This is a genomic window from Pseudomonas sp. UFMG81 (genome assembly GCF_015354575.1).
GTDB lineage: Bacteria > Pseudomonadota > Gammaproteobacteria > Pseudomonadales > Pseudomonadaceae > Aquipseudomonas.
On the sequence record NZ_JACAFQ010000006.1, the window covers coordinates 82,033 to 104,244 of the forward strand.

The 22,212-nt window shown below is 64.8% G+C and carries 21 protein-coding genes; 11 read left to right on the plus strand and 10 right to left on the minus strand.

From position 1 onward, the window contains the following. Positions 1–79 precede the first annotated feature (79 nt). Positions 80–712, minus strand: a complete 633-nt coding sequence (locus IX761_RS06705) for a LysE family translocator (RefSeq protein ID WP_194788825.1) — start codon at positions 710–712, stop codon at positions 80–82. A 414-nt stretch (positions 713–1,126) separates the two neighbouring features. On the opposite strand from IX761_RS06705, the gene IX761_RS06710 reads away from it, so the two are divergent. Beyond that, on the plus strand, positions 1,127–1,357 hold the full coding sequence (locus IX761_RS06710) for a hypothetical protein (RefSeq protein WP_194788910.1): 231 nt from the start codon (positions 1,127–1,129) through the stop codon (positions 1,355–1,357). 149 nt (positions 1,358–1,506) lie between these two features. Here the strand turns inward: IX761_RS06710 and IX761_RS06715 are convergent, their stop codons facing one another. Then, the gene (locus IX761_RS06715) at positions 1,507–2,121 is read right to left on the minus strand and encodes a LysE family translocator (protein WP_194788826.1); all 615 of its coding nucleotides are present in this window, start codon (positions 2,119–2,121) and stop codon (positions 1,507–1,509) included. Positions 2,122–2,234: 113 nt separating this feature from the next. On the opposite strand from IX761_RS06715, the gene IX761_RS06720 reads away from it, so the two are divergent. Together IX761_RS06720 and IX761_RS06725 are read left to right on the plus strand one after the other, a co-directional pair. Then, positions 2,235–2,687: an Lrp/AsnC family transcriptional regulator gene (locus IX761_RS06720; RefSeq protein WP_194788827.1), complete on the plus strand. Its 453-nt coding sequence runs from the start codon at positions 2,235–2,237 to the stop codon at positions 2,685–2,687. Between the two features lie 316 nt (positions 2,688–3,003). Continuing rightward, positions 3,004–4,416, plus strand: coding sequence for a purine-cytosine permease family protein (locus IX761_RS06725; RefSeq protein ID WP_194788828.1), 1,413 nt, complete (start codon positions 3,004–3,006; stop codon positions 4,414–4,416). Between the two features lie 15 nt (positions 4,417–4,431). On the opposite strand, the gene ptrR is transcribed toward IX761_RS06725, so the two are convergent. Further along, positions 4,432–5,298, minus strand: coding sequence for a putrescine utilization regulator PtrR (gene ptrR / locus IX761_RS06730; RefSeq protein ID WP_194788829.1), 867 nt, complete (start codon positions 5,296–5,298; stop codon positions 4,432–4,434). Positions 5,299–5,404: 106 nt separating this feature from the next. On the opposite strand from ptrR, the gene IX761_RS06735 reads away from it, so the two are divergent. Both IX761_RS06735 and panB read left to right on the plus strand, forming a co-directional pair. Next, positions 5,405–6,790, plus strand: a complete 1,386-nt coding sequence (locus tag IX761_RS06735; RefSeq protein ID WP_194788830.1) for an aldehyde dehydrogenase family protein — start codon at positions 5,405–5,407, stop codon at positions 6,788–6,790. A 158-nt stretch (positions 6,791–6,948) separates the two neighbouring features. Then, positions 6,949–7,764 carry a 3-methyl-2-oxobutanoate hydroxymethyltransferase gene (panB, locus tag IX761_RS06740; protein WP_194788831.1) on the plus strand — a complete coding sequence of 272 codons (816 nt, stop codon included), beginning with the start codon at positions 6,949–6,951 and terminating at the stop codon, positions 7,762–7,764. Here the strand turns inward: panB and IX761_RS06745 are convergent. After that, positions 7,752–9,149 carry a PLP-dependent aminotransferase family protein gene (locus IX761_RS06745; RefSeq protein ID WP_194788832.1) on the minus strand — a complete coding sequence of 466 codons (1,398 nt, stop codon included), beginning with the start codon at positions 9,147–9,149 and terminating at the stop codon, positions 7,752–7,754. The two genes, panB and IX761_RS06745, sit on opposite strands and share 13 nt — an antisense overlap. Positions 9,150–9,432: 283 nt before the next feature. Continuing rightward, complete coding sequence (locus IX761_RS06750) at positions 9,433–10,341, minus strand: helix-turn-helix domain-containing protein (RefSeq protein ID WP_194788833.1); 909 nt, start codon at positions 10,339–10,341, stop codon at positions 9,433–9,435. A gap of 150 nt (positions 10,342–10,491) precedes the next feature. Between IX761_RS06750 and IX761_RS06755 the strand changes: the two genes are divergently transcribed. From IX761_RS06755 to IX761_RS06765, 3 genes are all read left to right on the plus strand, one after another. Then, complete coding sequence (locus IX761_RS06755) at positions 10,492–11,850, plus strand: glutamine synthetase family protein (protein WP_194788834.1); 1,359 nt, start codon at positions 10,492–10,494, stop codon at positions 11,848–11,850. Positions 11,851–11,987: 137 nt separating this feature from the next. Next, entirely contained in the window at positions 11,988–13,076 is a 1,089-nt protein-coding gene (locus tag IX761_RS06760; protein WP_194788835.1) for a polyamine ABC transporter substrate-binding protein, read from the plus strand. A gap of 13 nt (positions 13,077–13,089) precedes the next feature. Continuing rightward, complete coding sequence (locus IX761_RS06765; RefSeq protein ID WP_194788836.1) at positions 13,090–14,385, plus strand: NAD(P)/FAD-dependent oxidoreductase; 1,296 nt, start codon at positions 13,090–13,092, stop codon at positions 14,383–14,385. A 163-nt stretch (positions 14,386–14,548) separates the two neighbouring features. On the opposite strand, the gene IX761_RS06770 is transcribed toward IX761_RS06765, so the two are convergent. Together IX761_RS06770 and IX761_RS06775 are read right to left on the minus strand one after the other, a co-directional pair. Beyond that, positions 14,549–14,854 carry a helix-turn-helix domain-containing protein gene (locus IX761_RS06770; RefSeq protein ID WP_194788837.1) on the minus strand — a complete coding sequence of 102 codons (306 nt, stop codon included), beginning with the start codon at positions 14,852–14,854 and terminating at the stop codon, positions 14,549–14,551. Then, the gene (locus tag IX761_RS06775) at positions 14,835–15,218 is read right to left on the minus strand and encodes a type II toxin-antitoxin system RelE/ParE family toxin (protein WP_194788838.1); all 384 of its coding nucleotides are present in this window, start codon (positions 15,216–15,218) and stop codon (positions 14,835–14,837) included. Before IX761_RS06775 ends, IX761_RS06770 begins: the two co-directional genes overlap by 20 nt. Positions 15,219–15,397: 179 nt before the next feature. Here IX761_RS06775 and IX761_RS06780 point away from each other — a divergent pair, with 179 nt between their 5' ends. After that, complete coding sequence (locus IX761_RS06780) at positions 15,398–16,075, plus strand: DUF3313 domain-containing protein (protein WP_194788839.1); 678 nt, start codon at positions 15,398–15,400, stop codon at positions 16,073–16,075. 71 nt (positions 16,076–16,146) lie between these two features. Here the strand turns inward: IX761_RS06780 and IX761_RS06785 are convergent, their stop codons facing one another. Continuing rightward, the gene (locus IX761_RS06785) at positions 16,147–17,454 is read right to left on the minus strand and encodes a serine/threonine transporter (RefSeq protein ID WP_194788840.1); all 1,308 of its coding nucleotides are present in this window, start codon (positions 17,452–17,454) and stop codon (positions 16,147–16,149) included. A gap of 275 nt (positions 17,455–17,729) precedes the next feature. Beyond that, positions 17,730–19,106, minus strand: a complete 1,377-nt coding sequence (locus tag IX761_RS06790; protein ID WP_194788841.1) for an L-serine ammonia-lyase — start codon at positions 19,104–19,106, stop codon at positions 17,730–17,732. 146 nt (positions 19,107–19,252) lie between these two features. Here IX761_RS06790 and IX761_RS06795 point away from each other — a divergent pair, with 146 nt between their 5' ends. Both IX761_RS06795 and IX761_RS06800 read left to right on the plus strand, forming a co-directional pair. Then, positions 19,253–20,200: a LysR substrate-binding domain-containing protein gene (locus IX761_RS06795; protein ID WP_194788842.1), complete on the plus strand. Its 948-nt coding sequence runs from the start codon at positions 19,253–19,255 to the stop codon at positions 20,198–20,200. 353 nt (positions 20,201–20,553) lie between these two features. After that, positions 20,554–21,309, plus strand: coding sequence for a hypothetical protein (locus IX761_RS06800; RefSeq protein WP_194788843.1), 756 nt, complete (start codon positions 20,554–20,556; stop codon positions 21,307–21,309). Between the two features lie 31 nt (positions 21,310–21,340). On the opposite strand, the gene IX761_RS06805 is transcribed toward IX761_RS06800, so the two are convergent. Further along, positions 21,341–22,117 (minus strand): hypothetical protein, encoded by a 777-nt coding sequence (locus IX761_RS06805; protein ID WP_228533295.1) that lies wholly within the window; start codon positions 22,115–22,117, stop codon positions 21,341–21,343. Between the last annotated feature and the right edge of the window lie 95 nt (positions 22,118–22,212).

Genomic DNA, 22,212 nt, shown 5'->3' on the forward strand with positions numbered 1-22,212 from the left:
ATCAGGCAAATCGCCATCCGTCACAGGTTATGAAATCAGCCGCCCACAGACGTTCCATCGGCCCTCGCAGATTGTGCGATCAGCGCCGGCCCTCGGTCAGCATGCGCACCGCCAGCCCCGCCAGCACGGTGCCCATCAGCCAGCGCTGCACCTGCTGCCACAGCGGCCGGCCAGCGAGGAACACGGCAATGGAGCCGGCCATGACCGCGATCAGGGCATTGACCGATACGCTGATGGCGATCTGCGTACCGCCCAGCACCAGCGACTGCGCCAGCACACTGCCGTGGCCCGGCTCGATGAACTGCGGCATCAGCGACAGGTACATCACCGCGATCTTGGGGTTGAGCAGGCTGGTCAAAAGGCCCATGCCGAACAACCGCCGCGGGCTGTCCGCCGGCAGCTCGCGCACCTGGAACGGCGACCGGCCACCGGGGCGCAGCGCCTGCCAGGCCAGGTACAGCAGGTACAGGGCACCGGCGATGCGCAAGGCGTCGTAGGCCAGCGGCACCGCCATCACCAGCGCGGTGATGCCCAATGCGGCGCACAGCATATAGATGACGAAGCCCAAGGCCACGCCGCCCAGCGAGATCAGCCCGGCGCCCCGCCCCTGGCAGATCGAGCGGGAGATCAGGTAGATCATGTTCGGGCCGGGGGTCAGGACCATGCCCAGGCAGATCAGGGCGAAGGCCAGCAGGTTGGTGGGTTCGGGCATGGTGGACGTCCTTGTGGGTATGGGTGGGCGAAGTGTATCCGCACATGATCGCGCCTTGAAACGCTTCCCTGAGCCCGGTAACCTCTGCGCGCTGCTGTAAGTCCAGCGGCCGGGTTTGGTCACCCGCGAACATCAAGGCGCACAAGCGCCCGCAATGCGATTCAGTTGGCGCTTTTTTTGTGCCTGCTGTCTTGTTTTATGGCGGCTGTGCGTGGGGCGCCTTCGTGCGCGCCGGTTTCCTTGATTCCCGGTTGACCAACCCGCGCACAGTCGCCACCCCTTCGTTTGGTCACGTCGAGTGGCGGCTCCATTGAGTCAAGGAGCGACACAATGACAAAAGGCTTACCCGATCCCCCGTCCCGCGCCACCACGGCGCACTCCAGCTTCGGCAACTGCGAATGCAGCCACCCTTCTTTGTTTGCAGTGCGTGAAGGCGTCGATTTCGAGGATGCGCTGGTGCACCTGTCCACCCTGCTCAAGGGTGCGTTCGCGACCAACCTCAAGGCGATGGAGCTGGCGAGCGGCACTTGCCACGACCTGCTGCTGGCCAATGACCACGGGCTCGATGCCGCCAAGGCGGTGGTTGAGGCGCTGCTCGATGGGGTGGAGATGCAACAGGTGGCTGCACGAATACCGACAATCTGAAGCCCTGACCTGGCCTTTGTAGGAGCGGCCTTGTGCCGCGAAAGGGCTGCAGAGCAGCCCCAGCGGTTTATGCATTGATGCTGAGATCCTGGGGCTGCTACGCAGCCCTTTCGCGGCACAAGGCCGCTCCTACAGGGATAGTGCGGGCTTCAAGGCATCTGCCCGGCAACTAACCCCAGCGCAATTACGATCATCACCATCCCCGACAACCGCCCGACCACCTGCGCCGCCGCCGGCCGGGTGCGCAGCACGGCCTTGGCGCTATACCCCACCATCAGGTACACCACCAGCGAGCTGGCCAGGTGCACCAGCCCCAGCAGCAGGATCTGCAACCACACCGGCCAACTTGCCTGCGGGTCGGTGAACTGCGGCAACAGCGCCAGGAACAACAGGAACACCTTGGGATTGAGCCCGCTCACGCAAAAGCCCTTGAATGCCCAGCGCGACCCGGAGTCCGTCAAGCCACCCTCCCCGGCTTCGGGCACCGCCGGGCGCAGCAGCAGGTTGCCGCCCAGCCACAGCAGGTAAACGCAGCCCGCCAGGGTCAGCAAGGTCAGTGCCAGCGGGTGCCCGGCGATCAGGCTGCCAACCCCGGCGGCCACGATCAGCGTCACCAGAAAATGCCCCGAGAGCATCCCCGCCACCGCCGGCACCACCCAGCGCCCGCGCATGCCCGCCGAAATGGCATAGGCCCAATCGGCCCCGGGGGTGATCACGAACAGCAACGACACGGCCCAGAACGCCGCCAACACACTCATGGTCACTTTAAGTCTTCCTTCCACACAGGTTTCGTTGGAAGCAAGATTACGGATATCGCCCGGGGATTTTCTTTCGTATATTCCCCATTCAAACCAATTCGCTGGAAGATTCTCCCCTCATGGACCGAACCGACCGAAAGATCCTTGCCGAGCTGCAAAAAGATGGGCGCCTGTCGGTGACCGAACTGGCCGAGCGCGTGGGCCTGAGCCTGTCGCCCTGCCACCGCCGGCTCAAGGCGCTGGAAGAGTCCGGCGCCATCCTCGGCTACCACGCCCGCCTGGCCCCCAGCGCCTTGGGCCTGAACTTTGCCGCGCTGGTGTTCGTCACCCTGCGTGAAGTAACGCGCCAGCCGGTGGCGGACTTCGAGGCGGCGGTTTCACAGATCCCGCAGATCGTCGAGGCCCAGCGGCTGTTCGGTGATCCGGACTACCTGCTGCATGTGGTGACCAAGGACCTGCCGGCGTTCCAGAAGCTGTATGACGAACAGCTGACCAGCATCCCCAATGTGAAACGGCTCAGTTCCACGCTGGTGATGAAAGAGGTGATCCAGGACCGCTTGTTGCCGATGTAGGCACATCGGTTTCTCTACCAGTGCCGGCGCCTTCGCGGGTAAACCCGCTCCCACAGGTACACCGCTAACACTGTGGGAGCGGGTTTACCCGCGAAAGGCCGCCACTGACCAGACACAGCGGCCCCGACACCGGGTTCCACGCGCCTTACCCGCCTAACCATCTGCCGGCCTTAGCTTTTTTAAGGTTCATGAGCACAAATTTACTAATTTCCCCTTCTCCGCCCGCCCGCCATCATCGCTCCAACAAGAACGCGTCGCCCGTTGTCGGCACGCCCCTGGGCACCTGCAGTTGCCCCTCCTTGCCTTGGAGTCAGTCATGACCAGTGCAGCCAACTCGGCACCCCTCATCGAGAAACACACGATCGGCTACGTGCCGCCGCAAGACCGCCATGGAAAGGTAAGGGATCTGTTCACACTGTGGTTCGGCGGCAACATCGCGCCGTTGCCCATCGTCACCGGCGCGCTCGGCGTGCAGTTGTTCCACCTCAACCTGGTCTGGGGCGTGGTCGCCATCCTGGTCGGCCACCTGCTCGGCGGCGTGCTGATGGCGCTGCACTCGGCCCAGGGCCCGCAAATGGGCATCCCGCAAATGATCCAGAGCCGCGCCCAGTTCGGCTCGCTCGGCGCGCTGCTGGTGGTGGTGATCGCCGGGCTGATGTACATCGGCTTCTTCGCCTCCAACATCGTGCTGGCCGGCAAGTCGTTGCACGGCGTGGTCGAGTCCGTGCCGGTGTCGGTGGGCATCGTTGTCGGTGCGCTGGGCTCGGGCATCATCGGCATCATCGGCTACCGCTTCATCCACGTGCTCAACCGGATCGGCACCTGGGTGCTGGGCATCGGCATCGTGGTCGGCTTTGGCTACATCTTCAGCCATGTGCAGAGCGACGACTTCCTTACCCGCGGCGGCTTCAACCTGGCCGGCTGGCTGGCCACCGTGTCGCTGGCGGCGCTGTGGCAGATCGCCTTTGCCCCCTACGTGTCGGACTACTCGCGCTACCTGCCAGCCGACGTGAAGGTGTCTTCGACCTTCTGGACCACCTACCTCGGTTCGGCGCTGGGCTCGAGCCTGTCGTTCATCTTCGGCGCCGTGGCGGTGCTGGCGATCCCGGCGGGCATGGACACCATGGACGCGGTCAAGCTGGCCACCGGCACCCTTGGCCCGGTCATGCTGGTGCTGTTCCTGCTCAGCGTGATCAGCCACAACGCCCTCAACCTGTATGGCGCGGTGCTGTCGATCATCACCCTGGTGCAGACCTTCGCCTACCGCTGGATCCCCACCGCCAAGAGCCGCGCCGTGCTGTCGCTGTTGGTGCTGGCCGCCTGCTGCGTGGTGGCGGTGTTCGCCTCGGCGGACTTCATCGGCCACTTCGTCGACATGGTGCTGGTGCTGCTGGTAGTACTGGTGCCGTGGACGGCGATCAACCTGATCGACTTCTACGTCATCCACAAGGGTGACTACGACATCCAGTCGATCTTCAAGGTCGATGGCGGTATCTACGGCCGCTACAACCCTCAGGCGCTGATCGCCTACGCCGTGGGCATCGTGGTGCAGATCCCGTTCATGAACACGCCGCTGTACGTGGGGCCGGTGTCCGAGTACATCAACGGCGCCGACCTTTCGTGGCTGGTGGGCCTGGCGGTCACTTCGCCGCTGTACTGCTGGCTCGCCAGCCGTGACAGCGCGTACCGTCGCCGCCAGGTGAGCGCTAAGCTCGCCGCTGCGGCCTGATCGATAACCTACCCGTCAGGTGTCGCGACGCTCTTCCAGCAGTTTGATGAACATGCTCAGGCTTCGCGACACCGTACCCCGCCGCCACACCAGCCAGGTCTTCAGGTAGCGGAAGTCCTCGGCCATCGGCCAGGCGCTCACCGTGCTGCAACCGGGCATGTTGTCGAGCATGCTGCGCGGCATCATCGCCAGTCCCGCCCCCGCGCTGACGCAGGCGAGCATGCCGTGGTACGACTCCATCTCGTGGATCTTGCCGGGCACCGCCTGGTCGTGGACGAACCAACTCTCGAAGTGATGGCGGTACGAGCAATTGGCGCGAAAGGCGTAGATGCTCGCACCGTTGACGTCGTGGGCACGGGTGACCGGCGGATGGTGCAGTGGCGCGATCACCATCATCTCTTCCTCGAACACCGGCATGCCTTCGAGCGTCGGATGCAGCACCGGGCCATCGACGAACGCCGCCACCAGGCGCCCGGACAGCACGCCTTCGAGCATCGTTCCCGAAGGGCCGGTGGACAGGTCCAGGTCGACCTTGGGGTAGCGCTGGTTATAGGCCGCCAGCAGCGCCGGAATGCGCACCGCCGCCGTACTCTCCAACGACCCCAGGGCGAACGTGCCCTGCGGGTCCTCCCCCGCCACGGTCAGCCGCGCCTCGTGCACCAGGTCGAGGATGCGCCGGGTGTATTCGAGGAAGTTCCAGCCGGCCGGCGACAGGCGCAGGCGGCTCTTCTCGCGGATGAACAGCTCGACGCCCAGGTCTTCTTCCAGCTGTTTGATGCGGGTGGTCAGGTTCGACGGCACCCGGTGGATGTGCTGGGCGGCAGCGCTGATGCTGCCGTGCTCGGCCACGGCCTTGAAGATCTCCAGTTGCACCAGGTCCACAGGTCATTCTCCAAACGTGAATGTTTCGCTCATTATTATTCAGTTTTCATTAAAGCGCGCCACCACTAGTCTGGGCCCACTGATTCATAACAACGAGATTCAAGCCATGAGCGAGATCAGCAGCCTGACCCATGCCATTTCCGTCGACCCGTACACCGGCGAGCAAATCGGCCACTATGCCTTCGACACCGACGCCGCACTGGAAGCGGCGCTGCAACGCGCCAAGGTTGGCTACAACCAATGGCGCGAGGTGTCGCTGGGTCAGCGCAGCGAATACCTGATCGCCCTGGCAGACGCCCTGCAGGCCAACGCCGAAGCCTTCGCCCAGATGATCGCCCGCGAAATCGGCAAGCCGATCAGCCAGGCCCGCGGCGAAGTCGCCAAGTGCGTCGGCCTGTGCCAGTGGTACGCCGAGCACGGCCCGGCCATGCTGTCCGCCGAACCTACGCAGATCGAAAAAGCCCGCATCGAGTACCGCCCGCTGGGCCCGATCCTCGCCGTGATGCCGTGGAACTTCCCCATCTGGCAGGTGCTGCGTGGCGCCGTACCCGCCCTGCTGGCCGGCAACACCTACGTGCTCAAGCACGCCCCCAACGTGATGGGCAGCGCCTACCTGCTGGCCGACCTGTTCAAGCGCGCCGGGGTACCTGAAGGCGTGTTCGAAGTGCTCAACGTCACCCCCGAGGGTGTCACCCGCGCCATCAACGACCCGCGCATCGCCGCCATCACCCTCACCGGCAGCGTGCGCGCCGGCATGGCCATCGGTGCACAGGCCGGTGCCGCGCTGAAGAAGTGCGTGCTGGAGCTGGGTGGCTCGGACCCGTTCATCGTGCTGGCCGACGCCGACCTGGACGCTGCCGTGAAGGCTGCCGTGATCGGCCGCTACCAGAACACCGGCCAGGTCTGCGCCGCAGCCAAGCGCCTGATCGTCGAAGCGAGCATCGTCGAGGAATTCACCGCCAAGTTCGTCGAGGCCACCCGTGCCCTGACCGTCGGCAACCCGTTGGACGACGCCACCTACATCGGCCCGATGGCCCGCTATGACCTGCGCGACGAACTCGATGGCCAGGTACAGGCCACCCTGGCCGAAGGCGCCACCTTGCTGCTGGGCGGCCACAAGGTCGAAGGCGCGGCCAACTTCTATGCGCCGACCGTGTTCGCCAACGTCACCCCGGACATGACTGCGTTCAAACAGGAACTGTTCGGCCCGGTGGCGGCGATCATCACTGCCCGCGACGCCGACCACGCGGTAGAGCTGGCCAACGACAGCGAATTCGGCCTGGCTGCAACCATCTACACCGCCGACTACGCCCTGGCCGAGCGCATGACCACCGCGCTGGATACCGGCGGTGTGTTCATCAACGGCTACTGCGCCTCCGACCCCCGCGTGGCCTTCGGTGGCGTGAAGAAGAGTGGCTTCGGCCGTGAGCTGTCGCACTTTGGTGTGCGTGAGTTCACCAACGCCCAGACCGTGTGGCTGGATCGCAACTGATCTGACCGCGCTGTTCGCTGGCAAGGCCGCCTCCCACAAGAGGCCGGCTTTGCCGGCGAATGCCATTCTGGGCTGCAAAATCGCCCGGGCCTGTATCTGGAATCGCCCTGCAAGGGGCGAATAATCGATCACCTCCCTGTCACCCCCGGAGGTAATCGATGAACACCCACAACCCAACCCATCGCCTGACCATTCCCGACCTGGCCGCCATGAAAGGCCGACAGAAGATCGTCGCCCTGACCGCCTACAGCGCGCCTATCGCCCGCCTGATCGACCCCTTGGTGGATTTCATTCTGGTCGGTGACTCGACCGCCATGGTCGCCTACGGCCGCCGTTCCACCCTGGCCATGCGCCTGGAGGAGACCATCAGCCACACCCGCACGGTAGTGGACTGCACCGAACACGCCTGCGTGATTGCCGACATGCCTTTTGGCAGCTATCAGGCCTCGGCTGAACAGGCTTTTCGCAACTGCGCCCACGTGCTGGCCGAGACCGGGTGCGACGCGGTGAAACTGGAGAGCAACCTTGCGCTGGCGCCGACCGTGGCGTTTTTGGTCGAGCGCGGGATTCCGGTGATGGCCCACGTCGGCTTGATGCCGCAGTTCGTCAATGTCATGGGCGGCTACAAGGCCCAGGGGCTGACCGAGGCCAGCGCGGCAACGATCATCGAGGACGCCCGCGCCAACGTCGCCGCCGGCGCCTTTGGCCTGCTGCTCGAAGGTGTGGCCGAAGCGGTGGCACGGCGGATCAGCGAACAAAGCGCACAGCCGTGCATCGGCATTGGCGCCTCGCCCGCCTGCGACGGGCAGATTCTGGTGACCGAAGACTTGCTGGGCCTAGCCGGGCCACGCAAGCCCCGCTTCGTCAAGCAATATGCCGACCTGAGCGCGCCCATCCGCCTGGCCTGCGCCCGTTACGCCAATGAAGTGCGCCAAGGCGAGTTCCCCGCACTTGAGCACTGCTACGGCAGCTGAGGCGCGCGCCGAATCGCCTGGGCCAGGGCGACCAATGCGCCCTCGATGTCCTGTTGCCAGTCGACGGTAACGCTCAGGCGCAGGTGATCGCGCCAGTGGCCGGCCTGGCTGAACAGCGAGCCTGGGGCGATGACGATGCCCTGGGCCAGCAGTTGCGCGCAGACCGCGTCCATATCCACCGACCGCGTCGTCTGCAACCACAGTGACGCCCCTGCGGCGGGCATGGACAACTGCAGGCAGTCAGCGGCATGGCGCTGTAGCAAGGCGGCCATGCGTGTGGCACTGGCAGCCAGCTTCCTGGCCAGCAAGGCCTGGTGACGCTCGACGCGCCCTGAACCGAACAATCGCGCAACGGCGCGCTGGCGGTAATGCGGCAAGCGCGAGCTGCGGGCATGAAACGCCTCGGCCAACGTCGCCGCCGCGCCACGGCACAGCAAATAGGCAAACGGGGCTTCGGCACCGATGTGCTTGTCGAAACCGGCGAACACCAGCACGCGCTGCGGGTCTGCATGCTCGCGGTAGGCTGGCATGGCCGGGCACAGCCCCCCGTAGCTGTCGTTCTCGAACAACCACACCTGGTGCCTGGCGAGCAACGCGCACAGGCGCCGCTTGTCCGCAGCCGGCATCACGCCTCCCTGGGGCACGTTCACACGCGATGACACCACCGCAACCGCCACGGGCGTATCGGTAAGCAACTGGGCAATGGCATCGAGATCCAGTCGCCCCTGCCCGTTCAGTGAAAACTCGATCACCTTCAGCCCGGCCGCCTGCAACTGGCGCAACACCAACCAGGAGCACGGTGACTCGACCAGCGCCAGTCCGCCCGGCGGCACCAGTGCAGCCAGCGCAAGGTCAAGGACGCTGCGCACGTCCGGGCCGACAAAGACCTGGTCGGCCTGCCAAAGATCTTCCAGGCCACGGCTGTAATGACGGGCCAATGCTTCACGCAGTTCCGGTTCACCCAAGGGCTGATAAGGCGGCAGGCTGGCCTTCGGCGAACGCCGCGCCAGGTCGCGCTCGAGCATCAGCAAGGGGCCGTCGAGTGAGCTCAGCAGCGGCGGCGCGTCGCTGCTCAGGGCCAGCATGCCCGTTTGCCTGGCGCTGGCGAAGACGCGGTCGAGCAGGCTGGCCGTGGTCGGCAGCGGTACAGGCGGCGCCTGGATGACACTGAAGTAACCGACCTTGGGCCTGGCGTGGATGCGCCCCTGTGCTTCGAGCAAGGCAAAGGCCTGTTTGCAACTGGTCAGCGACACTTGCAGCTGGCGGGCCACATCGCGCAGCGATGGCAGGCGGTGTGACTGCCCCGGCGCGCGGGCAGCGAGCCAGTCGCTGAGGTAGCGATGGACTTTCTGGTAGGTGAAGCGCGGGGCTTGTTGGGTATCCATACCTGGCCTGGACGAGGGTTGCGGTGGGCACCCTAGCAGCTTTTACCCTGGCCGGCTGCGATGCCCAGAAAAGTGATCACATCACCTGTGGGGGCAGCGGGGCCTGGCACGGGCTACGCCCGTGTTCGCGGGCAAGCCCGCTCCCACAGGGATCGCGCCAGGTCTTTGAATTGTGAACAAGACAGTAGCTCCCACAGGGGCGGCGCTGGTATCTGTGGGAGCCGGCTTGCCGGCGATGAGGCCAGTGCAAGCAACACAAAATAGCTGCCTTCACCCAGACCGATCATGCGCGGCTTGGCCCGCGCGCGCGCTTGAGCGTTTCGCTGGGCAACTCCTGGAACAACTGCCGGTAACTCTCGGAAAACCGCCCCAGGTGCCAGAACGACCAGCGCATGGCCACCTCGGCCACGGTCGCATCCCCTGCCAGCAGGTCCCGCCGCGCGCCGTTCAATCGGCGCAGGCGCAACCAGTGTGCCGGCGGCATGTTGGTGAATCCCTTGAACGCCTGCTGCAACTGGCGCACGGAAACCCCGGCAACCTTGGCCAACTGCACCAGGTTGAGGGTTTCATCGGGGCAGTCGGCTGCCCATTCACTGACCCGGCGCATGATCGCCCGCTCCTCGTCGCGCCTGCCCAGCGCATCGCCCTGCAAACGCTGCCCGGCGTTATCGAGGATGAACAGGCAATCCTCCAGCAGCTGCTCCGCCAGCGCCCTGCCTTCCACCGGGCAATCGGCCTGGCCCAGGCGCGTCAGCGTGGCGCTCAGCCAGTTGCCGAACAAGGCGTTCTGCTGGCAGGTCAGCGGCACCATGAACAGCCCACGCAGGCGCTCCACATCCAGCCCGTGGCTGGCCAGGAACGGCTGCTCGAACACCACTGCCACTTCCTGGTAGTTCTCCGGGGTGATCCAGATATTGCGGCTGTCTTCGTTGAGCAGATAGAGGCTGTTCTCGCTGCGGTCGAAGCAGAACGCCAGCGCGCCGCTGGGGGCACGGAAGAACTGTTCGACGCGGGTGTTCAGGCGCTCCTCGTACACCTCCACGCCATCGAGGCCCAGCCAGCGCAAGCGGCCGTCGAAATGCCCGGGGGACATCTGCCGGTACTGCTGCTGCCAGCCAGGGGTGGCACGAGTCTGCTCGGTCACATCGGTGGTGCGGTAATCCTGAACCTGCAAGGCGGTTGGCGTTGTCACGCGCTGTCCTATTGCACTCTTTTGGTGCATTTGATCGCGAATAAAGTGGATAGATCGGCCACAAGGGCTGCGCCCAAGATAGTCCTCAGCGTCACCTGTGGGAAGTGCCCTACGTGCTGACCACCACAACTACCCAACCAAGAGGTTTGTATGAACGCCCCCTTCGATCAGCTGTCCACCTGGCTGAAAGAACACCGGATCACCGAAGTCGAATGCGTGATCAGCGACCTGACCGGCATCGCCCGCGGCAAGATCGCCCCGACCGCCAAGTTCCTCCACGAGCGCGGCATGCGCCTGCCCGAGAGCGTGCTGCTGCAGACGGTCACCGGCGACTACGTCGACGATGACATCTACTACAGCCTGCTCGACGCTGCCGACATCGACATGGTCTGCCGCCCCGACCCCACCGCGGTGTACCAGATCCCTTGGGCCATCGAACCGACCGCGATCGTCATCCACGACACCTTCGACAAGCAAGGCAACCCCATCGAGCTGTCGCCGCGCAACGTGTTGAAGAAAGTGCTCAAGCTGTATGCCGACAAAGGCTGGCAGCCGATCGTCGCACCCGAGATGGAGTTCTACCTCACCCAACGCTGCGAAGACCCCGACCTGCCGCTGCAAGTGCCGCTGGGCCGTTCGGGCCGCGCCGAAAGTGGTCGCCAGTCGTTCTCCATCGATGCTGCCAACGAATTCGACCCGCTGTTCGAGGACGTCTACGACTGGTGCGAACTGCAAGGCCTGGACCTGGACACGCTGATCCATGAAGACGGCCCGGCGCAGATGGAGATCAACTTCCGCCACGGCGACGCGCTGGACCTGGCCGACCAGATCACCGTGTTCAAGCGCACCATGCGCGAGGCGGCGCTCAAGCACAACGTCACCGCCACCTTCATGGCCAAGCCGATCACCGACGAGCCGGGCAGCGCCATGCACCTGCACCAGAGCGTGGTCGACATCGCCACCGGCAAGCCGATCTTCGCCAACGAAGATGGCAGCATGAGCGAGCTGTTCCTGCACCATATCGGTGGTTTGCAGAAGTACATCCCCAAGCTGCTGCCGATGTTCGCGCCCAACGTCAACTCGTTCCGCCGCTTCCTGCCCGACACGTCGGCGCCGGTGAACGTCGAGTGGGGCGAGGAGAACCGCACCGCCGGGCTGCGCGTGCCAACCTCGAGCCCCGAGGCGATGCGCGTGGAAAACCGCCTGCCGGGCGCCGACGCCAACCCGTACCTGGCCATCGCCGCCAGCCTGCTGTGTGGCTACATCGGCATGGTCGAGAAGCTCGAACCCAGCGCGCCGGTGCAGGGCCGTGCTTATGAACGCCGCAACCTGCGCTTGCCGATCACCATCGAGGACGCGCTGCAGCACATGGAGGACTGCGAGAAGGTGCAGCAGTACCTGGGCCAGCAGTTCGTCCAGGGCTATGTCGCGGTCAAGCGCGCCGAGCACGAGAACTTCAAGCGGGTGATCAGCTCTTGGGAGCGTGAGTTCCTGTTGCTGAGCGTTTGAGTCCATTGGGGGCGCTTTGCGCCCCTTTCGCGACACAAGGCCGCTCCTACAGGGGGCGCGCGCTTTGTGCCGCGAACGGGCTGCGAAGCAGCCCCTACACCACCGAATTCGAAGAACAAGACCAACGAGGTGTCGACATGCGTCATCGCAAAGCCCTGATCCCCGCAACCTTCGCCCTGCTGTTCGGCGCCGCCGCCCAGGCCCAGCCGACGGTGAGCGTGTACAACTGGACCGACTACATCGGTGACACCACCCTGGCGGATTTTCAGGCCAGCAGCGGGATCAAGGTGGTCTATGACGTGTTCGACTCCAACGAAACCCTCGAAGGCAAGCTGCTGGCCGGGCGCACCGGCTACGACGTGGTAGTGCCGTCGAACCATTTCCTTGCTCGCCAGGCCCAGGCCGGCGCGTTCCTGCCACTGGACCGCAGCAAGCTGCCGAACTGGCAGCATCTGGACCCAAAACTGCTCAAGCAGCTGGAGCAGAATGACCCTGGCAACCAGTACGCCGTGCCCTACCTGTGGGGCACCAACGGCATCGGCTATAACGTCGATAAAGTGAAGGCGGTGCTGGGCATCGACAAGATCGACTCCTGGGCGGTGCTGTTCGAACCGGAAAACCTTAAGAAGCTCAAGCAATGCGGCGTGGCGTTCATGGATTCGCCCGACGAGCTGTTCCCGGCCATCCTCAACTATCTCGGTATGAACCCGCGCAGCGAGAAGGCCGACGACTACAAGAAAGCCGAGGCGCGCCTACTGGAGCTGCGCCCGTACATCACCTACTTCCACTCCTCCAAATACGTGTCGGACCTGGCCAACGGCGACGTCTGCGTGGCCTTCGGCTATTCCGGCGATGTGTTCCAGGCCGCCCACCGTGCCGAAGAGGCCGGCAACGGCGTCAAGGTTGCCTACAGCATCCCCAAGGAAGGCAGCAACCTGTGGTTCGACCTGCTGGCGATCCCCAAGGATGCCAAGAACCCCGAGCAAGCCCTGGCGTTCATCAACTACCTGCTCGACCCGCAGGTGATCGCCAAGGTCAGCGCCACGGTCGGCTACGCCAATGCCAACCCGGACGCCAAGGCCGACATGGACCCGGCGCTGGTCAACAACCCCGAGATCTACCCGCCACAGGCCGTGCTGGACAAGCTGTATGTCTCGACCATGCCGAGCCCGCCGATCCTGCGCCAGATGACCCGCTCCTGGAGCAAGATCAAGTCCAACCGCTGAGTCGAGCACACCCATGCCACACATGAATGAACACACCGCCTCCTACTACGCCGCCACGGCGCGCCAGGCGGCGCCCTACCCCGTGCTCGACCAGGACCTGCAAGCCGACGTGTGCGTGGTCGGCGGCGGCCTGACCGGGGTCAATGCCGCGCTGGAACTGGCCGAACGCGGGCTCTCGGTGATCCTGCTGGAGGGCCGCCGTATCGGCTGGGGCGCCAGCGGGCGCAACGGCGGCCAACTGATCCGCGGCATCGGCCATGACGTCTCGGGCTTCGCCCGGCACGTCGGCCAGGATGGCGTGCGCTACCTCAAGCAGGCCGGCATCGACTCGGTGGCGCTGGTGGCCCGGCGCATCGAGCAGTACGGCATCGACTGCGACCTGCGCTGGGGNTTTTGCGAATTGGCCAACACTCCAGCGCAGTTCGCCGCCTTCGAAGACGAACAGCGCGACCTCGCCGAGCTTGGCTACCGCCACGAGACGCGCCTGATCGCCCCCGAGCGCATGCACGAAATCGTCGCCAGCGACCTGTATGCCGGCGGCCTGGTGGACATGGGCTCGGGGCACCTGCACCCGCTCGACCTGGTGCAAGGCGAAGCCCGCGCCGCCCATGGCCTGGGGGTGAAGATCTTCGAGCAGAGCCCGGTGCTGCGCATCGAGCACGGCAGCACCGTGACCCTGCACACCGCGCGCGGCAAGGTGCGCGCACAGAGCCTGGTGCTCGGCTGCAACGCCCACCTGGACGAACTGGAACCGCGCCTGAGCGGCAAGGTGTTGCCCGCGGGCAGTTACGTGGTGGCTACCGAGCCGTTGCCCGAACCGCTTGCCCGGTCGCTGATCCCGCAGAACATGGCACTGTGCGACCAGAAGGTTGGCCTGGACTACTACCGCCTGACCGCCGACCGCCGCCTGCTGTTCGGCGGCGCCTGCCACTACTCCGGGCGCGACCCGAAGGATATCGGCGCGTACATGCGGCCCAAGGTGCTCAAGGTGTTCCCGCAGCTGGCCGACGTGCGCCTGGACTACCAGTGGGGTGGCATGATCGGGATCACCGCCAACCGCTTCCCGCAAGTCGGCAGGCTTAGCCAGCACCCCAACGTGTTCTATGCCCAGGGCTACTCCGGGCATGGCCTGAACACCACCCACTGGACCGCCAAGCTGCTGGCCGAAGCCATCGCCACCCAGGCCAGCTACGGTTTCGACGTGTTCAGCGCGGTGCCGCACCTGACCTTCCCCGGCGGCAAGGCGCTGCGCTCGCCGCTGCTGGCGTTGGGGATGTTGTGGTATCGGTTGCGCGAAGCGTTGGGTTAGTGGGCTGGGCCGATGCGGTGGCCGATCACTCAACGCTTAGCGCATAGCGTGGAAGCAACTGCATTGCGCAGGCTGTTGTAGGAGCGGGCTTGCCCGCGAACACGGGCGTAGCCCGTGCCATTTACCGCAGCGCTGCAATCGCGGGGCAAGCCCGCTCCCACGCTCAGAGGATGGCTTGCAGCCCCTTGTCGGCGATGATGTTGAGCAGTTTCAAGGCCGGCCCCGCCGGACGCGTTTCGCCCTGCTCCCACTTGCGTACCGTCGAGGCACTGGTATGCAGGTGCAGGGCGAACACTGGCTGGCTGAAATTCAGCGTTTCACGCAGCCGCTTGATGTCCTGGGGGCTGAACGCCCGCACCGGTGGCGGGCAGATGGCGTCGAACTCGCGCAGGGTGACCTTGCCGATCGCCCCCGCCTGTTCCAGGGCACGAAGATCCTCGCGCAACGATTCAATGAGTTTGCTGGTCACAATGGACCTCCATCAATGCGCCACAGCCAAGGGCTTCGGCCAGTGCGCGGGGTGACAATTCGAGAAAGACCTTGCCGACGAACTGCAGCGCCTTCTGCTCGCTCGGCGTGATATTGCCCATGTCGTTCTTTTTAAAGCCGTGCAGAAACACATACCGATTGCCAATGCAGGCGGACAGCAAGGTCCGGTATCCGCCTCGTTTCCCACAATTGAAACCGGCGATACGCTTCTTGAACAGGCCGCCACCAAGGCTGACCCCTACCAATCCACATCGCATTTCCGTGACGGCCTGGCACAACAAGCTGTCGGGCACCTGCTCCCTGCCCTGCCAGCGGGCGAATTCCTTGCGCTTGTAGACGTCCATGTTCAACACCCCGAAACATACCCGTAAAGGGCATACTTTTCCAGCACTGAACAAAGATGAACAGTCGGCTGATTCAGGTAGCAAGGTGGGAATCCGCCATCCAGCGCCAGGACGCTACTGGCCTTGCGCCAATCATTTGCTAGCGTTGTTCAGGCCACCCCCACACGGACCCTGCCGTCATGAAGCAACTGCCTCGCGCCACCCTGCTGTGCGCCGCCCTGCTTGCCCTAGTCGCCTGCACCAGCAACCGCGTCGACCCCAAGGACTACTCCGGCTTTCTCAAGGACTACAGCCGCCTGAAGCCGGCCGAAAGCGTCTCCGGCGCGCCGGTGATGCGCTGGATCGACCCGGACGTCAAGGCCAGCCAGTACACCAAGGTGTTCATCGAGCCCAGCCAGTTCTACCCCAAGCCACAGCCGACCGAGGTGATCTCGGCGCAGACCCTGCAAGAGATCACCCGTTACTTCAACGAGGCCATGCGCCGTGAACTGGGCAGCGTGCTGACCCTGGTCAAGGAACCCGGGCCCGGCACCATCGTGGTACGCCCGGCCATTACCGCGGTGTCCACCAGCAACGAAGGGCTCAGGCCTTATGAGGTGATCCCCATCGCGCTGGTTGCCGCGGCCGTCAATACAGCCGCCGGTGGGCGCGACCAGGATGTCGATATCGCCGTCGAAGCGGCGTTCCTCGATGGCGCCAACCAGAAGGTGCTGGCCCAGGTGGTGCGCAAAGGCAGCGGCAAGGAGCTGGAAAACGACAAGCAGAAACTTACCCTCGCCGATGTGAAGCCGGTGCTCGACGGCTGGGCCAGCGACATGCGCCGCAGCTTCGTGTCGCTGCGTCAGAAGGCCAAGTAGCCAATCCCCCTTCACGCAAAAAGGCCGCTGATCCTCACGGGCAGCGGCCTTTTTCGTTCAAAAGCGCGGAATCAGGCGAAGAAGCTGTAGCCGATCGCCGAAAGGGTGATCAAGCCGATCAACACCACGAACACATTGGACAGGCGCCCCGAATACTGGCGCAGCGCCGGCACCTTGTGCACCGCGTACATCGGCATGAGGAACAGCAGGCAGGCGATCACCGGGCCACCCAAGCCTTCGATCAGCCCCAGGATGCTCGGGTTGAGCGTGGCCACCGCCCAGCAGGTCACCACCATGAACAGCGCCGTGGCACGCTCCAGGCGCTTGGCCGGCCACACCTTGCCACGCCCGCGCAGGCTCTTGACGATCATCCCCTGGAAGCCTTCGCTGGCACCGATGTAGTGGCCGAGGAACGACTTGGTGATCGCCACCAGGGCGATCAGCGGGGCGACGAAGGCGATCACCGGCGTCTGGAAGTGGTTGGCCAGGTACGACAGGATCGAGATGTTCTGCGCCTTGGCCTCGGCCAGGTTTTCAGGGCTCAGGGCCAGCACGCAGCTGAAGCAGAAGAACATCACCGTCAGCACCATCATCACATGGGCGGTGGCCAGGGTGCGGCCGCTCTTGCGGTCGGCGTCAGGGCCGTAGCGGTGCTTCTGGTCGACGGCGAAGGCCGAGATGATCGGCGAGTGGTTGAACGAGAACACCATCACCGGAATTGCCAGCCACAGGGTCAGCAGCAGCTTCGAGGCGCTGAGGCCTTCATTGGCCTGGGCAAAGAACGCACCGTTCCAGTTGGGGATCAGGCTCAGCGCCAACAACAGCAGCGAGGCGACGAAGGGATACACCAGCACGCTCATGGCCTTGACGATGAGCTGCTGGCCGCAGCGCACGATGATCATCAGGCCGCAGATCAGCAGCAGCGCCAGCAGCGCGCGGGGCGGTGCGTTCAGGTGCAGTTGATGCTCGAGGAAGCTGGTCAGGGTGTTGGTCAGCGCCACGCTGTACACCAGCAGGATCGGGAAGATGGCGAAGAAGTACAGCAGGGTGATCAGCTTGCCAGCACCCACGCCGAAGTGCTCTTCCACCACCTCGGTGATGTCTTCGCTGCCGCCCTTGCGCCCGGACAGCACGAAGCGGGTCAGCGCGCGATGGGCGAAGAAAGTCATGGGGAAAGCCAGCAGCGCCAGGATCAGCAGCGGCCAGAAGCCGCCGACGCCGGCGTTGATCGGCAGGAACAGGGTGCCGGCGCCGATGGCGGTGCCGTACAGGCCCAGGGCCCAGGTGGTGTCGTGACGGTTCCAGGTGGTCGAGCCTGCGGCCGAAGCCGGGGCAGCCGAATCCGCACGAATGCTCGTGGTGCTGTGTACATCAGTCATGGGTATCGCCTTGTAGTTGTTTTTGTCGCAGGTACAGCGGGTGTTGCGGTGTGGGTGCTACCCCTGTGGGAGCAACTGTCTTGCTCACAATTTAAAGACCTGGCGCGATCCCTGTAGGAGCGGCCTTGTGTCGCGAATGGGCCGCAGAGCGGCCCCGGCGATCTTGAGGTGTAAACGGGATCCTGGGGGCGCTGCGCGCCCCTTTCCGACCGGTCAGGCGCCCCGGCAAGGCCGCTCCTACAGGGGCTCGCGCAAGCCGGCCCCCGCAGGTTGAATCAGCACTCGACAAAGGCCACGGCCAGGCCGCCGCGCGAGGTTTCCTTGTAGTTGGCGTGCATGTCGGCGCCGGTGTCGCGCATCGTGCGGATCACCCGATCGAGGGAGATGAAGTGTTCGCCGTCGCCGCGCAGGGCCATCTGCACGGCGTTGATCGCCTTCACCGCAGCGATGGCGTTGCGCTCGATGCATGGCACCTGCACCAGGCCACCGACCGGGTCGCAGGTCAGCCCCAGGTTGTGCTCCAGGGCGATCTCGGCAGCGTTCTCCAGTTGCGGCGCGGTGGCGCCGAGCACTTCGGCCAGGCCAGCGGCGGCCATCGAGCAAGCCGAGCCCACCTCGCCCTGGCAGCCAACCTCGGCACCGGAGATCGACGCGTTCTTCTTGCACAGGATGCCTACTGCAGCAGCAGCGAGCAGGAACGCCACCACATCGTCGTCACAGGCACCGGGGTTGAACTTCATGTAGTAGTGCAACACCGCCGGGATGATCCCCGCTGCACCATTGGTGGGGGCGGTGACCATGCGCCCGCCAGCGGCGTTTTCTTCGTTGACCGCCAGGGCGAACAGGTTGACCCATTCCATGGCGCTGAGGGTCGAGCCAATCACGTTCGGTTTGCCGACTTCCTGCAGGCTGCGGTGCAGGCGCGCAGCACGGCGCTTGACCTTCAGCCCACCTGGCAGGATGCCTTCGTTGCGCAGGCCATTGTCGACGCACTCGCGCATCGCCGCCCAGATCTTCAACAGGCCCTCGCGCACCTCGGCTTCCGGGCGCCAGGCGCATTCGTTGGCCAGCATCAGTTGGCCAACGCTCAGGTTGTGCTGCTTGCACAGGGCCAGCAGTTCGGCGCCGCTGGAGAACTCATAGGGCAGCGCGACCTCGTTGGCACCGCCGGCTGGCGCGTCGATCTCGCCCTCCTCGACGATGAAGCCGCCGCCGACCGAGTAGTAGGTCTGGCTGAACTGGCTGCCCTGCGCATCGAAGCTTTCGAGGGTCATGGCGTTGGGGTGGTACGCCAGGTTCTCGTCGAGCAGGCGCATGTCACGGGTGTAGTGGAATTCGACCGGGTGGCTGCCATCGAGCATCAGGCACTGCTCCTGCATCAACTGGTCGATACGCGGCTCGATGCTGTGCGGGTCGATGCGGTCCGGCCACTGGCCCATCAGGCCAAGCAGGCAGGCGCGGTCGGTGGCATGGCCGACACCGGTGGCCGACAGCGAACCGTACAAGCGCACCTCGACCCGCACCACCGCGGCCAGCAAACCACGCTCGCGCAGAGCCTGGGCGAAGGTCGCCGCGGCGCGCATGGGGCCGACGGTGTGGGAGCTGGACGGGCCGATGCCAATCTTGAAAAGGTCGAAAACACTGATAGCCATGCTAATGCCTGACCGTGGCAACTGTTTACGCTGCGCCACGGCTCCGTGGAAAAATTGAAGGGTCTTGCCAAGTTGCGCGATACTGACGCGCAGTTGTCTAGATGACCAACGAAAATTCCTACACAAGCCTTTAGCAGAACTAAACAATGAAAGGACCGCTCAATGGCCAGGTGTATGTCTGGCTGCATGTGTTCGCCTGCGCCGCCCGGCACCTGTCGTTCACCCGCTGTGCCGAGGAACTGCATATCACCCCCGGCGCAGTCAGCCAACAGATGCGCCAGCTCGAGGAGCGCCTGGGCTATCGTCTGTTCCTGCGCCGCGCCCGGGGTGTGGAGCTGTCGGCCGAGGGCCAGCGCCTGGCGCAGACCGTGGCCGAGGCCTACGGCAGCATCGAAGCCGAGCTGCTGCGCCTGGACGCCGGCGAAATTCGCGGCACCCTGCGCCTGCGCTCAATCCCTTCGTTCCTGGCCAAGTGGCTGACCCCGCGCCTGCCGCGCTTCCAGCAGCGCTACCCCGACATCGAGCTGCGCCTGGTGGCCGAGGACAGCAACCAGGCGCTGCACCCGGAGGACTTCGACTTGGCCATCGACCTCAACGACGGCAGCTACCCGGGCATGCTCTCCACGCCGCTGCTGGACGAACAGATCTTCCCGGTCTGCTCCCCTGCCCTGCTGCGCGGCCGCCCACCGCTGCACGGCCCGGCCGACCTTGTGCACTACCCGCTGCTGCACGATATCACCGCCTGGCGCGGCAGCTCGGAGTACGCCGAGTGGGAGTTCTACCTGGACGGCATCGGCGCCGCCGGGCTCGACGTGCGCCGCGGCCATACCTTCAACCGCAACCACCTGACCATCGAGGCGGCGATTGCCGGTATCGGCGTGGCCATTGCCCGGCGCACCCTGCTCAATGACGAACTGGAGCGAGGGGCACTGATCGTGCCGTTCGGGGTGCCGATCGCCAACCACAAGCGCTATGTGCTGCTCTACCCGCCCGGTGGCCTGAGCCAACCGGGCGCCCGCGCCGTGCATGACTGGCTGGTGGAAGAGGCGCAAGGGTTCCGGGCACTGCACCCGCTGGCGCTGGCCGGTGACTGAACAAGTATCACGCCAACTGATACGCCCTGTTACGGCAAGGGCCTGTGCTGGCCTGGAACAGGTGTGCCACGACATTCGCCGGCAAGCCGGCGCTCAAGGAACAAAGCGTAAGTCTCTGATTCAATGAGGTTGCTATGGGAGCGGCTTTAGCCGCGAACACCGGCAGAGCCGGTGCCCATCCACCGCGTCGCCTGCTTCGCGGCTAAAGCCGCTCCCACAGGGGATCGCGGCGCGTCCCTGCCCAGCTGTAACGCCGCGATACTTCGCGCCCTCTCCCACCGGGCCTAGAGTGGCCAGGTCGATGCGCCAAGCCGCCATCGACCGTCATCACTCAACAAGGACAGAGGGACACCATGAGCAATTCGAATGCCGCAAGCAAACAACAGCTCGCCGTCGCCCAGCAGCACCAGGAGCAGGTGCAAAAGGCAGTCAAATCGCTGCTTGGCAACACCCAGGCCCTGAGCCAGGATCACTACGCCAGGCTGCTTGGCACCGTCGCCGCCGCCGCCACCAAGCAGGTGACCATCAAGGTTGCCACCAGCGACCTGCAATTCCTCAAAGCCAACAACTACAAGCTTTGTTTCGCCAAAAAAGTGGGCGATGCGGCCTACAACGTGGTCTGGCAGTCATACGACAAATTCCTGGTCACCAACACCTTCAGCTGGACCCCTCAATACCAACTGTTCGGCACCAACCGCTTCGAGGACAACGTGACCGTGGATGCTTCCACCAATATCGTCACGATCGGCCTCGGTCAGCAGGCGACCCTCGACAAGGCCGGCGTGCTGGGTGCACCTTCCACGGGTGGGCCGGACACGTCGATCACCATGCTCAACAACTACGGCTCGATCCACCCTGGGGTCAACCAGCTGTCCACTGGCATCGACGGCAGCCAGGTGAGCACGCCGATCTACGTGGCCGAGAATTCGGTCGCCCTGGGCAGTGCCACCCTCACCCCCAAAGAAACCGTACTGGTCTGGTTCCAGCAGGACGTCGAGACCAGCACCATGTTCAGCACCGCGCGCTCCAACGCCCAGGAGATCGACCTGACTTTCAGCAACAGCGCCACCTACGAATACAAAGACCAGAAGTGGATCATCCCGTCCTGAGCCGTGGCCGCCGGGGTTCGCCCCGGCGGCATCAGCGGTTGTGCTGAATGAACTGCGCGATCACGCAGTCGGCGATGGCTTCGGCCAGCTCCTGCTCCAAGGCGATCAGCAATGGCCCGCCTCGGTCGAAGTGCGCCGACCAGAGCAGACCGCCGGCCTCCACGTCCACCAGGCGCACCGCCACCCGCACCCGATTGACCTCGGCACGCACACTCCCCTCCAGCAGATAGCCGTGTTCATGGTCCCGCCCGACAGGTGCACCGCGCGGCAGGCGTACCCGCACCGAGGCCCGCTCGAAGCCATGGAACAGCAGGTCGCACAATTCCTCGCCCAGCCCGCGCGCAAACGCCCCACCCAGCGTGGTCAGGCAACTGAATGGCCGCACGCACAATATCGCCGGCCGACCATCCGCCAACGGTGCGCCATGGCGTTCGCAACACAGCTTGTAGCCCCCCGCCGGAACACTCAGGCGCAACGGCTCATGCGCCCCAAGGGTGGCGTAGTAGGTGGCGAGCTTGCGCCGCAGGCGACCGACCTGCACCCGCACCACCGGGTCGTCCCCGGTGCAATACACGGCAGGATCGCGGCGAAACACCGCGATGCCGATATCGTATTCACTGGGAATGCCCACGCCCTCTTGCTGGCTGCGCTGGGCCAGGTAGCTGAGCAGGCTGCCCAGCCGGCGCGACTTGACGAACAACGGGCTGGCCAGCAGCCCTTCGACCGCCCCTTGCAATTCACTGCGATGTTTTGGCAGGTCGCGGGCCATGACCGGCGCGCGAACCTTGCCCATGCGTTTGATGCCCATCGACCTGCGTCTCCCTGCAGGACCCTGCCGACCCTTAACGCGGGGCAGCACCGGCTAGGCCACTCGTCCGTGATTGGCGTCGCCTGCCCGATGCA

What these genes read in the sequence shown, in the direction of transcription:
- IX761_RS06795 (WP_194788842.1), top strand. Translation starts at nt 19,253, where the DNA reads ATGAAAGGACCGCTCAATGGCCAGGTGTATGTCTGGCTGCATGTGTTC.
- IX761_RS06735 (WP_194788830.1), top strand. Translation starts at nt 5,405, where the DNA reads ATGAGCGAGATCAGCAGCCTGACCCATGCCATTTCCGTCGACCCGTAC.
- IX761_RS06725 (WP_194788828.1), top strand. Translation starts at nt 3,004, where the DNA reads ATGACCAGTGCAGCCAACTCGGCACCCCTCATCGAGAAACACACGATC.
- panB (WP_194788831.1), top strand. Translation starts at nt 6,949, where the DNA reads ATGAACACCCACAACCCAACCCATCGCCTGACCATTCCCGACCTGGCC.
- IX761_RS06775 (WP_194788838.1), bottom strand. Translation starts at nt 15,218, where the DNA reads ATGGACGTCTACAAGCGCAAGGAATTCGCCCGCTGGCAGGGCAGGGAG.
- IX761_RS06755 (WP_194788834.1), top strand. Translation starts at nt 10,492, where the DNA reads ATGAACGCCCCCTTCGATCAGCTGTCCACCTGGCTGAAAGAACACCGG.
- IX761_RS06805 (WP_228533295.1), bottom strand. Translation starts at nt 22,117, where the DNA reads ATGGGCATCAAACGCATGGGCAAGGTTCGCGCGCCGGTCATGGCCCGC.
- IX761_RS06745 (WP_194788832.1), bottom strand. Translation starts at nt 9,149, where the DNA reads ATGGATACCCAACAAGCCCCGCGCTTCACCTACCAGAAAGTCCATCGC.
- IX761_RS06720 (WP_194788827.1), top strand. Translation starts at nt 2,235, where the DNA reads ATGGACCGAACCGACCGAAAGATCCTTGCCGAGCTGCAAAAAGATGGG.
- IX761_RS06800 (WP_194788843.1), top strand. Translation starts at nt 20,554, where the DNA reads ATGAGCAATTCGAATGCCGCAAGCAAACAACAGCTCGCCGTCGCCCAG.
- IX761_RS06705 (WP_194788825.1), bottom strand. Translation starts at nt 712, where the DNA reads ATGCCCGAACCCACCAACCTGCTGGCCTTCGCCCTGATCTGCCTGGGC.
- IX761_RS06785 (WP_194788840.1), bottom strand. Translation starts at nt 17,454, where the DNA reads ATGACTGATGTACACAGCACCACGAGCATTCGTGCGGATTCGGCTGCC.
- IX761_RS06790 (WP_194788841.1), bottom strand. Translation starts at nt 19,106, where the DNA reads ATGGCTATCAGTGTTTTCGACCTTTTCAAGATTGGCATCGGCCCGTCC.
- IX761_RS06780 (WP_194788839.1), top strand. Translation starts at nt 15,398, where the DNA reads ATGAAGCAACTGCCTCGCGCCACCCTGCTGTGCGCCGCCCTGCTTGCC.
- IX761_RS06760 (WP_194788835.1), top strand. Translation starts at nt 11,988, where the DNA reads ATGCGTCATCGCAAAGCCCTGATCCCCGCAACCTTCGCCCTGCTGTTC.